Annotated in this window: 10 protein-coding genes; 7 read left to right on the top strand and 3 right to left on the bottom strand. The window is 36.1% G+C overall.

The features are described 5' to 3' along the window. Nucleotides 1-51 precede the first annotated feature (51 nt). Complete coding sequence (locus BN3107_RS16755) at nt 52-1,938, top strand: ABC-F family ATP-binding cassette domain-containing protein (RefSeq protein WP_058308770.1); 1,887 nt, start codon at nt 52-54, stop codon at nt 1,936-1,938. Continuing rightward, nucleotides 1,938-3,179, top strand: coding sequence for an aminopeptidase (locus BN3107_RS16750; protein ID WP_058308769.1), 1,242 nt, complete (start codon nt 1,938-1,940; stop codon nt 3,177-3,179). Before BN3107_RS16755 ends, BN3107_RS16750 begins: the two co-directional genes overlap by 1 nt. 407 nt (nt 3,180-3,586) lie before the next feature. Here the strand turns inward: BN3107_RS16750 and recQ are convergent, their stop codons facing one another. Next, a complete protein-coding gene (recQ, locus tag BN3107_RS16745) occupies nt 3,587-5,362 on the bottom strand; it encodes a DNA helicase RecQ (protein WP_058308768.1) in 1,776 nt (591 codons plus the stop codon). Between the two features lie 176 nt (nt 5,363-5,538). Here recQ and BN3107_RS16740 point away from each other — a divergent pair, with 176 nt between their 5' ends. Continuing rightward, the gene (locus tag BN3107_RS16740) at nt 5,539-7,383 is read left to right on the top strand and encodes a cation:proton antiporter (RefSeq protein ID WP_082631348.1); all 1,845 of its coding nucleotides are present in this window, start codon (nt 5,539-5,541) and stop codon (nt 7,381-7,383) included. Between the two features lie 12 nt (nt 7,384-7,395). Here BN3107_RS16740 and BN3107_RS16735 read toward each other — a convergent pair whose 3' ends face one another. Beyond that, complete coding sequence (locus tag BN3107_RS16735) at nt 7,396-7,578, bottom strand: SE1832 family protein (RefSeq protein WP_058308766.1); 183 nt, start codon at nt 7,576-7,578, stop codon at nt 7,396-7,398. 321 nt (nt 7,579-7,899) lie between these two features. On the opposite strand from BN3107_RS16735, the gene BN3107_RS16730 reads away from it, so the two are divergent. The 4 genes from BN3107_RS16730 to BN3107_RS16715 all read left to right on the top strand — a co-directional run bounded on the left by BN3107_RS16730 (nt 7,900) and on the right by BN3107_RS16715 (nt 11,750). Beyond that, entirely contained in the window at nt 7,900-8,469 is a 570-nt protein-coding gene (locus tag BN3107_RS16730) for a TRAP transporter small permease (protein ID WP_058308765.1), read from the top strand. A 30-nt stretch (nt 8,470-8,499) separates the two neighbouring features. After that, nucleotides 8,500-9,774 carry a TRAP transporter large permease gene (locus tag BN3107_RS16725; protein ID WP_058308764.1) on the top strand — a complete coding sequence of 425 codons (1,275 nt, stop codon included), beginning with the start codon at nt 8,500-8,502 and terminating at the stop codon, nt 9,772-9,774. A 60-nt stretch (nt 9,775-9,834) separates the two neighbouring features. Next, nucleotides 9,835-10,980 (top strand): TRAP transporter substrate-binding protein DctP, encoded by a 1,146-nt coding sequence (dctP, locus tag BN3107_RS16720; RefSeq protein ID WP_058308763.1) that lies wholly within the window; start codon nt 9,835-9,837, stop codon nt 10,978-10,980. Nucleotides 10,981-11,231: 251 nt separating this feature from the next. Then, on the top strand, nt 11,232-11,750 hold the full coding sequence (locus tag BN3107_RS16715; RefSeq protein ID WP_058308762.1) for a GNAT family N-acetyltransferase: 519 nt from the start codon (nt 11,232-11,234) through the stop codon (nt 11,748-11,750). Nucleotides 11,751-11,802: 52 nt separating this feature from the next. Here BN3107_RS16715 and BN3107_RS16710 read toward each other — a convergent pair whose 3' ends face one another. Continuing rightward, nucleotides 11,803-12,885: an AI-2E family transporter gene (locus BN3107_RS16710; protein WP_187371041.1), complete on the bottom strand. Its 1,083-nt coding sequence runs from the start codon at nt 12,883-12,885 to the stop codon at nt 11,803-11,805. Between the last annotated feature and the right edge of the window lie 129 nt (nt 12,886-13,014).

Here is a 13,014-nt window from a genome sequence, read left to right as displayed (position 1 = left end):
ATTCCAACCGATATAAATAAAGCTCGTTTTCTCCTAGAAAGGATAGATAAAATGCGTGGTTTGAAAGTAGAGAATTTAGTCAAGACATATGGGGAGAAATCCCTGTTTGATAACATTTCCTTTTCGATTACCAATACAGACAGAATTGGTTTAATTGGTGTCAATGGCACAGGAAAATCAACTCTTTTAAAAGTGCTGGCAGGTATCGACCATGCCGAACAAGGAAAGATCGATCATCCGAATGATTATCATATTGAATATTTAGATCAAGATCCCCAATTGACAGAGGGAGATACTGTACTGAATCAAATATATTATGGTGATGCTGCTATAATGGTGACATTACGGCAATATGAAGCTGCTGTATTAGCACTAGAAAAAGAACCGGATAATCAACAACAACAAAATCAATTATTACAAATGCAAGAAAAGATGGACCAACAAGAAGCATGGGATGCGATGACCATAGCGAAAACGATCTTAACTAAACTAGGTGTTCCATCATTTGATAAAAAAATCGAAAATTTATCTGGTGGTCAACGCAAGCGTGTTGCGATTGCCAAAGCATTAATTCAACCAGCAGATTTATTGATATTGGATGAGCCAACGAACCACCTGGACAATGATTCAATTGAATGGCTTGAAGAATACTTGCCAAATTATGATGGGGCAATATTATTGGTAACCCATGATCGTTATTTCCTAAATCGTATTACCAACCGTATTTTTGAACTGGATAAGGGTAATTTATATACATATAGCGGTAACTATCAAACCTTTTTAGAACAAAAGTCGTTGCGGGAAGAACTAGAGGTCCAGGCAGAACAGAAGCATAAAAATATTCTCAAAAAGGAAATTGCATGGTTAAAGGCTGGAGTAAAAGCAAGAACGACGAAACAAAAGGCCCGAATTGACAGAGTAGAAGATATGAAAGAACAGAAATTTGATACGAATAAACAAGACGTTAGCTTCTCTGTAGGATCAACTCGTTTAGGCAAAAAAGTAATTGAGATTGAAGATTTAAAGAAGTCTTATGATGGCACTATTTTATTCGAAAATTTCTCTTTTTTAATAAAACCTGGAGATCGACTAGGGATCGTTGGTGCAAATGGTAGTGGAAAAACGACATTGTTAAATATTCTGGCTGGAAGAGCTGAAGCCGATCAAGGCATGATTGATATTGGAGAAACAGTCAAGATTGGTTATTATACACAGGACCATCCACCACTTGATGATTCTGTAAAAGTAATTGATTTAGTCCGTGATGTTGCAGAAGTAGTCCATACGATCGATGGAGATGTTATAACAGCAGAGCAAATGCTTGAGCGTTTCTTATTTTCACGATCGCAACAGTGGACCTATGTTCGTAAACTATCAGGTGGCGAAAGACGAAGGCTCTACCTTTTGACGGTATTAATGAAAGAACCCAATGTATTGTTCTTAGATGAACCAACAAATGATCTAGATACAGAGACGCTAGCTGTTTTGGAAGATTATTTAGACCAGTTCCCCGGAGTAGTCATCACTGTGTCGCATGATCGTTACTTTTTAGACAAAACGGTAGAACAGATTATTGCTTTTACAGGTTCGACATCGTTAACGAAATTTTACGGGAACTATTCGGAATTTCGTCAGCAGCAAAAAGAGCAAGAAGTGATCTCCAAGCAAACTAAACAAACAAACCAGCCACCAAAAAGAAAAAAGAAGAAATTATCTTATCATGAACAAAAAGAGTGGGATACGATCGAAGAGGATATTACCAAGTTAGAATCGGAATTAGAGCAAATAGCACTAGAGATTGCTGAAGCAGGTAGTGACATTGGAAAAATCCAACCACTTTATACGAAACAAAATGAAGTCGAACAGCAATTAGAAGAGAAAATGGAACGTTGGGAAGAGTTGTCGCTTATGGTAGAAGAATTAAAGGAGGAATCTTGATGGCAGATCAAAAACTATTAGAAAAATATGCAGAACTTGCGTTGAAAACAGGTGTTAACTTACAGAAAGATCAGGCCTTAGTAATTAATTCGTCCATTGAAGGAGCGGATTTCACAAGAATTGTCGCTAAAAAAGCATACGATCTAGGTGCGAAAAATGTCCATATTAATTGGACAGATGATGAACTAACCTTATTAAAATTTCAATATGCATCAGAAGGTGTACTTACGGACATTCCGGAATGGCAAGTAGCGAAACATTTAGATTTTGCTGAAGATGGTGCGGCGCTTTTAGCAATCCGTTCCACAAATCCAGATTTATTAAAGGATATAGATCCAGGAAAAGTTGCCAAAGCGAACAAAGCTAGTGGTGAAGCAATGAAAGAATTCCGTCAGTATACAATGAATGATCGTATTCCATGGTCGATCATCTCCATTCCAACCGGTGATTGGGCACAAAAAATATTCCCTGATAAATCGAAGGAAGATGCAATCGAGAGTTTATGGGATCAGATTTTTAAAATCGTACGAGTAGATCAAGAAGATCCAGTATCAGCATGGGATCAGCACAACAATACCTTGAAAAAAGCTCGCAATTTTTTAAACAAAAAATCGTATAAAGCACTTGTTTTCAAATCAGAGGGTACCGATATCCGCTTTGAATTACCAGAAGGACATATTTGGAAAGGTGGGGCTGCCCAGACGCCAAATGGAAATGCATTTAATCCGAATATGCCAACCGAAGAAGTGTTTACCGTACCACATAAATACAAAGTGGACGGAAAAGTAACTGCCACAAAGCCACTTGTTTATGGTGGTAATATGATTGATGGTTTTACCTTAACATTTAAAGAAGGAAAAGTAGTCGATTTTGAGGCAGAACAAGGCTATGAAACATTAAAGCATTTATTAGAAACCGACGAAGGTGCTACAAGGCTAGGAGAACTCGCACTGGTACCACATGCATCACCAATTTCACAATCAGGTTTGATTTTTTATAATACCCTGTTTGATGAAAATGCTTCATGTCATATTGCATTAGGAAAAGCATATCCTACCAACCTTGAAGGTGGATCTGATATGGATGAGGAAGCGTTGGATAAGCATGGGGTCAATGATAGCTTAACACATGTTGATTTCATGATCGGTTCAGCCGATCTAGATATTGATGGTGAAACCAGCGACGGATCAACCGAACCAGTTTTCCGAAAAGGAGCATGGGCGATTGACTTCAATGAATAAAAATAATTCCGCTTCTCTTTTATAGAGGAAGCGGAATTTTTATAAGAATATTTCGCTCCGAATGACCAGAAGCTAGATAGCTCTACGATGAATTTGTGTATCGCCCAAAAGAGTGTCACAACAACCCCAGTTTTGTCCGATAAATCCATATATCGCCTAAAAGGAGTACTCCACGCCCCTGGTTTTGTCCGATAAATCCATATATCGCCTAAAAGGTAGACTCCACGCCCCCAGTTTTGTCCGATAAATCCGTATATCGCCCAAAAGGAGGGTTCCACGCCCCTGGTTTTGTCCAATAAATCCATATATCGCCCAAAAGGGGGCACCACAACCATGCTTTTGTCCAATAAATTCCCTTTTCGTACAAAAGAATTATTCCAGTCCAGTCTTTGAATCAAAACTATCTGTTATTGTTGTTCCATCAAACATTCTAAAAAAATTTCTCCATATTGCTCGAATTTTTTCTCCCCAACACCGTGAATTTGTAGCATTTCATATTGAGACTTAGGTTTGGCTACAGACATTTCTCGTAAAGACTTGTCCGAAAAGATAACATATGGAGGCACCGCTTGTTCATCTGCAAGGGATTTTCTAAGTGCTCGTAATTGTTCAAAGACTTCTTCATCATATTCGATCACTTCTTTTTTCTCGACTTTTGCACTTTGTACGAATACTTGCTCTTCTCCTTTTAGAACATCAACTGCCCGAGTGCTCAACTTCAATACTGGAAAGCGTCCACCTTCTGCTACTAAAAAGTTCTCAGCAACAAGGAACTGGATAAATGAAACTAATTCTTTTTCGGTAAAATGCTTTAATAAACCATATGTAGTCAGTTTGTCAAAACGGAATTGCTTCACTTTTTTGTCATTAGAACCTTTTAAAACTTTAGCAACTAAACTTGCACCAAATCGCTCGCCCATCCTTTTTACACAGGATAATACCATTTGAGCTTCCTTTGATCGATCAACTTTTTCCAAATCATTATTACAATTGGAGCAGCGTCCACACTCTTTATGATCCGATATCGTATCATTGAAATACTCTAAAATATATTGTTGTAAGCATTGATCGGTATGACAATAATTGATCATCGCTTGTAATTTGCCGTATTCCCCAGTCTTCTTAGCCTCATCCATTTCAGATTGGTCAATTAAATACTTTTGCAAGGTGATATCCTGACCAGAAAATAGCACAATACACTGACTGGGTTCACCATCACGACCTGCACGACCGGCTTCCTGATAATAGCTTTCTATATTTTTCGGGAGCGCATAATGTATGACATAACGAACATTGGACTTATCAATCCCCATACCAAATGCATTGGTTGCAACCATTACCCGAACATTATCGTAAATAAAATCATTCTGAGCTTGTTTACGGGCATCTTCTGGCATACCTGCATGATATTTCTGAACAGAGACACCTTTTTCTTTTAAAATATAATGTAACTGATCTACTTGCTTTCTTGTGATCGCATAAATAATTCCAGCATCATCCTTGTGGTTGTTAACAAAGTCGACCACATAGCGATTACGATCATGACCTTTTACCATTTCAAACGTTAAATTATCTCTTGCAAATCCGGTATTGACTATGCATTCTTCATCAACAAGTAATAATTGTTGTAAATCTCGAATAACTTCTTTCGTTGCGGTAGCGGTTAAGCCGATTAAAGTTGGTTGATTTTGCAATTTAAATACAGCTTTAATGACAGTTCGATAGCTTGGACGAAAATCGTGCCCCCACTGGGATATACAATGAGCTTCATCAAAAGCAATCAATGAAATATCGAGTGAATCAATCGTTTGAAAGAAACTGTTTGAATCAAAACGTTCAGGTGCGACATAGACAAACTTGTATTCGCCATTTCTAACATCAGCTAAGCGTTGATATTGTTCACTTGTTGTTAAGGAACTATTAATATAGGTTGCAGAAACTCCTAAAGCTTTTAGTGAATCAACCTGGTCCTTCATTAATGATATAAGTGGGGAGATCACAACTGTAATTCCCTCTGATGCAAGTCCAGGGATTTGATAACAAATCGATTTTCCGCCGCCAGTCGGCATGATCGCAAGTGTATTTTTTTGATGTAGTATATGTTGTACTATTTTTTCCTGACCTGGGCGAAAGGCTTCATAACCGAAATAGTCTTTCAAAAGAGTTAACGTTTTAAATACCAATTAAATCATCCTTTTTCATTTCTCATGTTTTTTTATCATAACATTTTTACTAGGGATACAATAGAAAAGCTTTAACTGAGATAAATATATTTACATCGCTCTAGTTAACCTTTAAAATAATCCTATCTTGTCGGAAAAAAGTGAAAGAGATAGCTATGTGGTAGAGGGGGAAAATAATGGATTCATTATTATTAATATTAATGCTTATTGCTGTACTCGGTGTCGGGTCTCAATGGGTAGCGTGGAAATTTCAATTACCAGCTATCGTCGTGATGTCAATTGCCGGACTGTTAGCAGGGCCAATTTTTGGTCTGATGAACCCTGAAGAAGCATTCGGGGATTTATATCGTCCGCTTATTTCGATAGCTGTTGCGATAATATTGTTTGAAGGAAGTTTGAATTTAAATTTCAAAGAAGTCAGAGGCTTGGGCAAACCAGTATTTCGTATCGTAACATGGGGAGCTTTCCTCGCATGGATATTAGGTTCATTGACAGCACATTATGTCGCTGGATTATCTTTAGCGGTTTCGTTTGTCATTGGTGGTATTTTTATTGTAACAGGTCCGACTGTCATTTTACCATTATTAAGGCAATCGAAATTAAAACCAACCCCCGCCAAAATCCTAAAGTGGGAAGGCATTGTCGTTGATCCTTTTGGTGCCTTATTAGCATTATTTGCATTTGAGATCATTTTATTTCTCTCAGCAGATGGAAGAGATGCAACAGCGCTGTTGTTTTTCTTTTTAGCATCGATTTTTGCAGTTGTGTTGGGAATTGTTTTCGGAAAAGTGAGTGGCTGGATGTTCGAGTCAGGTCACTTACCAGAGTTCTTAAAGTCACCAGCAGTATTTGCGGCAGTGACCGCATGTTTTATTATTGCTGATGAAGTAAAACATGAAACAGGATTATTAGCCGTTACCGCAATGGGGATGACATTAGCTAATTTAGGAATCTCTTCGATCAAAGATATGCGTCATTTTAAAGAAAATATCTCGATCTTGCTTGTGTCGACAGTTTTCATCTTATTAACAGCTTCACTAACAAGAGATACGCTAATTGATGTATTTAGACCGGAAATTATAGGGTATGTCCTATTGATGCTTTTTATTGTAAGGCCGTTGTCTATTTTTCTATCAACGATCAATTCAGGACTCTCCTTACGTGAAAAAACATTAGTAGGCTGGATTGCACCAAGAGGTATAGTAGCTTTAACCGTGGCTAGTTATTTTGCGACAATACTAGCAGACGAGGGGTTTGAAGGTGCATCGCTTGTTACTCCGTTAACATTTGCATTAGTTTTCTCAACAGTTGTTGTACATGGGTTTTCAATAGGTTGGTTGGCAAAAAAATTAGATTTATCCTCTGAAGGTTCACCAGGAGTATTAATTGTTGGCTCCAACCGTTTTACAAATTCAATAGCGAAGGTGATGAAAGAGTTAGAGATTCCAACTGTTGTGGTCGATTCATCATGGGATCGTTTGAATCGTGCTCGTAAAGAAGGAGTTCAGCATAATCATTGTGAGATTTTATCGGAACAAACGGAATATACCATGGATTTCACACCATATGATTATTTATTGGCAGCAACCGAATATGATTCATATAATGCATTAGTCTGTTCAACGTTCTTACCGGAATTCGGCCGAAAAAATGTATTCCGCTTGCCAAAACAAAGTCATAGTGGCGATCATATTGTCGATATCGATCATACGATTGGTGGAAAAGAAGTTTTTGTACCAGCTGAAGGTATCGAAGAGTTAAAATACAAACTGAAAAGTGGTTATGTATTAAGAAAAACAACGTTAACAGATAAGTATTCTTTTGAAGATTATAAAAATGACCGTGATGATGAGACAATCTTATTGTTTATACTGAAGCAATCGAAGCAAATTGAATTTTTTACTGAGGATATGGATTCAACTTCATCGGCAGGAGATACGATCGTGAGTATGACACCACCGAGTAAAGAATTTAATAAAATACAAGAAAAACTAGAGGAAAAACGAAATGAAAAAAGCTAGCAATCTTTGTTGCTAGCTTTTTTGCTGTTGCAATTGTTGACGTAGTGAAGCTATTTGTTTTGCGATACGTTCCAATTCCTCTTCATTATGTTCGGTTCTACCACCTACATAAACCAATTTTTCTAAATCAGCAGAAAGTCTTGCATAATCTGCTTTAAGATCTTCAATTTCCGCTTCCATTTCTTGAGGCGTCATCTATGTCACTCCAATTGTATTTAATGTTTATGTTTTAGCTTAAATCAATCCTTACATATTAGCAAGTAACTAAAAATGTTGGATTGAAAGCGTAAACCACTAGATATCTAGTATTAAATAAAACCATTTTAAGAGGATTATAGATCATTTGTAAGCATGCGCCATTATATATCCATGATTTGCTAACATTTTTTTTATTCGCGAAAATATGTCGTTTAATTGTTCTGAATCAGGGTATAGTAAATTTGTGAAGTTTGAAACATTTTTGTAACATAAAGTATAACTACTTTAGGAACGGTAGAAGAAAGAGGGGGCACATTGTTGAAAATTTTTCAATGGATTGATAAAGCATTTATGAAATTTGAAGAATTTATATTAAGTTTTGCAATTATACTAATATCTATAATGGTTATAGGTAACGTCATTGCTCGTGAAGTATTTAAATCAGGCGCATTTGGATTTTATGCGGAAGTAAGTCAATTTGCTATTATTGTCGCTACCTTTATGGGAATCGGATATGCTGCGAGAAAGGGTCGACATATAAGTATGTCTGCATTCTACGACTTTGCACCTTTTATCGTTAGAAAAATAATGATGATCATTATAAATTTAGTGACAGCGATTGTCATGTTTGTTATGGCGTACTTTTCATATAGTCTGGTTCGATATCATATTGACTCCCAAGCTTTAACATCAACCCTAGAAGTACCGGTGTATTTTATGTCCATAGCTATTCCGCTTGGCTTTTTGGTGGCCGGTATTCAGTTTCTCCGAAACACATATATTAATTTCACAACTAAGGCAAAAGACACTGTATATCTAGGAACAGATGCCGCTGATTACAATGACACTGAAAATCGTGAAATTAAACAAGAAGATTTATCGTTATAAATTCTAATTATTGTATAGAGGAGAAAGAATATGTTAGGTACATTGATGCTCATAATGGTTATTTTTCTATTATTAAATTTTCCTTTAATGATCCCATTGATCCTTGGACCATTATTGATTATGTTAATATACAATCCAAATGTAAATATGGATTTATTAATGGGACAATTAATCACTGGTATTGAGTCACCGGTATTATTGTGTGTTCCACTATTTATATTTGCTGCAGATATTATGACAGCAGGTAAAACGTCAGAAAAGTTATTGGATTTCGTTGGTGCTTTTATTGGACATATTCGTGGTGGATATGCAGTAACTACTGCAGCAGCCTGTTCATTATTTGGAGCGATATCAGGTTCAACACAGGCAACCGTTGTAGCGGTTGGTAGACCAATGAGAGAAAGACTCTTAAAAGTCGGATATAAAGATTCTAAAGCAATGGCTCTAATTATCAACGCAAGTGATGTGGCATTATTAATTCCGCCAAGTATCGGAATGATAATTTATGCACTAGCAGCAGGGTCAGGCGTATCAGTAGCCGATTTATTTATTGCAGGTATTATTCCTGGTTTAATCGTATTCTTAACGTTTACTGTATACAATGTTATTTATGCAAAGGTAAAAGATATACCATTAGCTGATAGAGTTAGTTGGCCAGAAAGATGGAAATATTTTAGAAAAGCCTTATTACCTCTTGGTTTTCCAATTGTAATTGTAGGTGGTATTTATACAGGTACATTTACACCTGTTGAAGCATCGGGTATTTCAGTATTGTATGCTTTTATATTAGAAGTATTAATTTACCGAACTATATCAATTAAAAAAATCCCAAGCCTTGCACTATCAACAGGGTTAGTGACTTCCGTAGTATTTATATTAGTTGCTGGTGGACAATTGTTTACTTGGGTGCTTGGTTATGCAAGAATCCCGCAAGAAATTACACAAGCAGTTTTAGGGTCTGATCCAAGTGCAGCATATGTCTTAATAATGGTTAGCATATTTTTCTTTGTTGGCTGTATGTTTGTCGACCCAATTGTTGTTATTCTAGTATTAACTCCAATTTTTGCACCAGCTGCTGAAGCTGCCGGTGTTGACCTTGTACATTTAGGTATCATTATTACATTCCAAGCAGCATTAGGTTCAGCCACACCACCATTCGGAGTGGATATATTTACTGCTAGTGCAGTCTTTAAAAAGCCATATTTGGAAGTTATTAAAAGTACACCACCGTACATTATCATGTTATTACTAATTGGTATATTGCTAATATTTGTGCCAGAACTTTCAACTATTTTAGTGAAGTAATTAAAGTTGGCTAATATACTTTAGCTACTTTAAAATATATTTAAAATTTTTTAGGGGGTAATGATCATTTTTAACAAAAAATATTTAATCATGTTACTTTCTATCCTAACACTAAGCTTTTTATTAGTTGCTTGTGGTGGGGGAGATGAAGAAGAAGGAACAGACGAGGGTACTACAGAGGAAGATACAGGTACAGAAGATTCTGATTCTGAAGGAAGCGAAGATACTGCAGCAGATTTTGAAGAACAAGAATGGCGTTTTATTACAGAAGAATATCAAGGTGAAGTTCAGTATGTGTATGCGGAAGAATTCGCCAAAAGAATTGATGAAAAAACCGATGGTGCTATTACTGTCACACCTTACGAATTTGGTGCATTAGGTAGTGAGGAAGATCAGGCGCAACTTATTATTCAAGGTGGAGCAGAATTAGCGATTATGTCTCCAGGTTTTACTGGTGGGCAAGTTCCGGATGGACAAATTTTCTCACTTCACTATTTCTTCCCGGCTGATCCAGCTGAGACTCAAGAAGTTTTAACGAATAGTGAAGCATTAAACACAGATTTAAGAGCTAAATATGAAGAACACAATATTTCACCTCTAGCGTATTGGACAGAAGGTTCTATGATGTGGACTTCTAATGTAGGTATTGAATCACCTTCAGATTGGGAAGGGTTAAACCAACGTGTTCAAGCATCTCCATTAATGCAACAAACTTATGATGCATATGGTGCAACTGTACAAAACATCAGTTGGGGTGAACTTTACACAGCTTTAGAGCGTGGTACAGTAGATGCTCAGGAAAACCCTGCTTTCTTTATCTATTCAGCAGATTTTTATCAAGTACAAGATGCGCTAACTATTTCTAATCACAACAACTATGTTGCAATGACAACAGTTAGTACTAGCTGGTATGAAGGTTTAAATGAGCAAGAACAACAATTAATTGATGAAACTGTTGAAGAAATGCAAGATTGGATCTTTGAAGAGCAAGAGCGTCAAAACCAAGAAGGTATTGAAGCTATTGAAAACGATGAAGAATATCCAACAGAAATCATTGAGCTAACAGAAGATCAAATCGCTGAATTTAAAGCAGTAGCAGAACCGGTACATGAACAATATCGCAACAATGAGATTACCGAAAGTGAGATTGATTCAGATCTTTATGATAAATTAGAATCTGAAATTGAAGAAGTAAGTGGTGAATAAACCACTACCAAAAAGCCTTAGCACATCGTTGCTAAGGCTTTTTTTACGTTAAGAAAGCATAAAATTTTGAATGTACAAAAGTATAAGAAAAACTTCGGCATTAGCTAATTGACGAGGCGAATGCTGAATTTCTCTAATTACAAATTCAAAAAAGTGCAAAATGTGAATGCGCTTCCTTTGACGTATGAGCAATTTAACCATATAATTGAAATTACTATGGGATAGTTATCTTTTTAAAAGGAGAGGATATAGTGAGGACAGATATAAAAATATGTACACTAGAAGATTTACAGTTGTTACAGCAAATTGGAACAGAGACGTATAATGAAACCTACAGTCATTTAAATACACCGGAAGATATTAATGAATACTTGGAAAACGCCTTCAATACCGAACAACTTCAAAAAGAATTATCCAATCCATCATCAACCTTCTTATTTCTATATGTAGACAATATCATAGCAGGGTATCTTAAAGTAAACGAAGGAGGTGCTCAAACCTTTGAGGTTGATGATAATGCGTTAGAAATCGAACGAATCTTTGTAAAAACCAATTTTCACAGTAAGGGATTAGGGAAGTTCCTATTGAAGAAAGCGATTGATATCGCAAATGAGCGAGATAAAAACACGATCTGGTTAGGAGTATGGCGGAAAAATAAAAACGCTATCGATTTCCATAAGAAAATGAGATTTGAAACAAGAGGGTCCTACTCGACTTATATAGGTGACGAAGAGCAAATCATGTATATTATGGCCAAAGCATTAAAATAACATGAAAAGAAGGCTTTCGCTATCATTATGCGAAAGCCATTGTAAGCGAAACTCAAAATAAATCTGGATCCTTTTCAGGTTGTTTTTGTTGCCATTCATGATAAAAATGCGAAATAATTGTTTTGATTACCGCATATGCTGGAATAATAAACAACAAACCAATAAATCCAGCAATACCACCAGCAGCTAAGATTAAAGTGATAACTGTTAATGGGTGAAGAGATAATGCTCTTCCCATTACATTTGGTGAAATGAAATTACTTTCAATCTGCTGTGCCACCACCATAACAACCGTTGCCCATACTGCCAACATTGGATCTTGAAAGAACCCTACTATAATTGCGGGAATGGCAGATAAGAATGGGCCCACAAATGGTATGAAATTCATCACTAAACCAAATAATGCTAGTGTTAAAGAATAATCCAAGTCTATAATCAAATAGCCGATATAGAGCATAGCGCCGACACATATACTTACGATGAATTGACCCTGGATAAAAGATGAAAGTGTATGATTAATATTTGCTGTTAATGTTTTAAAACTTTTAGCTTTAGAGGGGCTTAAAAATTTTGTGATAAAGGGAACGAATTTATAACCATCTTTCAACATAAAAAATAAGAAAAAAGGAATTAAAAAAATGGCAAAGACAAAACTGAAAATCTGACCAATTACCCCAATAATCCCTGATGTTATACTTTCCGCATAACCACTTAAGTCATCTATCATATTTTGGATCGTATTTTCAAATTGTGGTGGAATAATATTTTGATTTTCCTGCCACATCTCAAAAAGGTTAATGGTGTTATCAACCATTTTTGGCACACTATCGACAAAGTTCGAGAATTGTCTTTGAACAATTGGTGCAATAAATTGAATCACAATCGCCACTAAGCATAGAACTAATAGAAATACTATAAACGTACCAGCTATTCGAGGCACTTTCTTTTTTTCTAGCCAATTAACGATTGGATTGGTGATATAAAAAATAACGCCCGCTCCAATTATTGGCACAGCAATAGCAGTTAAATAAGCACCGACCGGTTCAAAAATGAATCTGGTTAAGTATATAAGATAGACTAGCACGAAGATTAAAATCAATGTAATTAAGATACGTATACTTCTTTTTTGGAACAACCACTCCACAACCTTTTCTACTAAATGTATTTTCATTTTATCATATAAAAATGGACTTATGGAAATAGTTGTAACAATTAAAATAGAATTCTAAAATGAATCTATTCATATAGGTTAAGATTAGAAACG

This window comes from Gracilibacillus massiliensis, from assembly GCF_001458115.1.
GTDB lineage: Bacteria > Bacillota > Bacilli > Bacillales > Amphibacillaceae > Gracilibacillus > Gracilibacillus massiliensis.
The sequence above is the reverse complement of the archived record's forward strand: the minus strand, read 5'-3'. Positions and strand labels throughout refer to the sequence as shown.

Coding starts and splice junctions, on each gene's coding strand:
- dctP (WP_058308763.1), top strand. CDS start 9,835: ATGATCATTTTTAACAAAAAATATTTAATCATGTTACTTTCTATCCTA.
- BN3107_RS16735 (WP_058308766.1), bottom strand. CDS start 7,578: ATGACGCCTCAAGAAATGGAAGCGGAAATTGAAGATCTTAAAGCAGAT.
- BN3107_RS16755 (WP_058308770.1), top strand. CDS start 52: ATGCGTGGTTTGAAAGTAGAGAATTTAGTCAAGACATATGGGGAGAAA.
- BN3107_RS16725 (WP_058308764.1), top strand. CDS start 8,500: ATGTTAGGTACATTGATGCTCATAATGGTTATTTTTCTATTATTAAAT.
- BN3107_RS16750 (WP_058308769.1), top strand. CDS start 1,938: ATGGCAGATCAAAAACTATTAGAAAAATATGCAGAACTTGCGTTGAAA.
- BN3107_RS16740 (WP_082631348.1), top strand. CDS start 5,539: ATGGATTCATTATTATTAATATTAATGCTTATTGCTGTACTCGGTGTC.